Annotated in this window: 1 protein-coding gene; it reads left to right on the forward strand. The window is 35.2% G+C overall.

The genetic code is table 11. The features are described from left to right. Nucleotides 1-384: transposase (locus tag CD129_RS11635; protein WP_218585272.1), on the forward strand; the 384-nt coding region annotated here is incomplete at both ends.

The raw sequence follows: 384 nt of genomic DNA on the forward strand, positions 1-384 counted from the left end.
TCATCTAAAAGTGCCTAGAACACGTGATGGTGAGTTTACAACTGACGTTTTCGAACAGTACACACGCTCTGATCAATCTCTTATTTTAGCCATGATGGAAGCTTATATTAATGGTGTTTCAACTCGGAATATCACGAAGATTGTCGAGGCTTTATCAGGGGAATCTGTATCGAAATCAACGATTTCTGAAGTAATGAAAAATATAGATCCTAATATTCAAGAATGGGCGAGTAGACCCATTACGAATCATCAATATAAGTATGTGTTTGTTGATGCTATGTATATAAAAGTTAGAGAGAATAATAAAATAGTATCCAAGGGTGTTTACACCGCAATGGGTATCAATGAACTTAGACAGCGTGAAATTATTGGCTTTAAAATTTC

This window comes from Mammaliicoccus fleurettii, assembly GCF_003970575.1.
GTDB classification, from domain to species: domain Bacteria; phylum Bacillota; class Bacilli; order Staphylococcales; family Staphylococcaceae; genus Mammaliicoccus; species Mammaliicoccus fleurettii.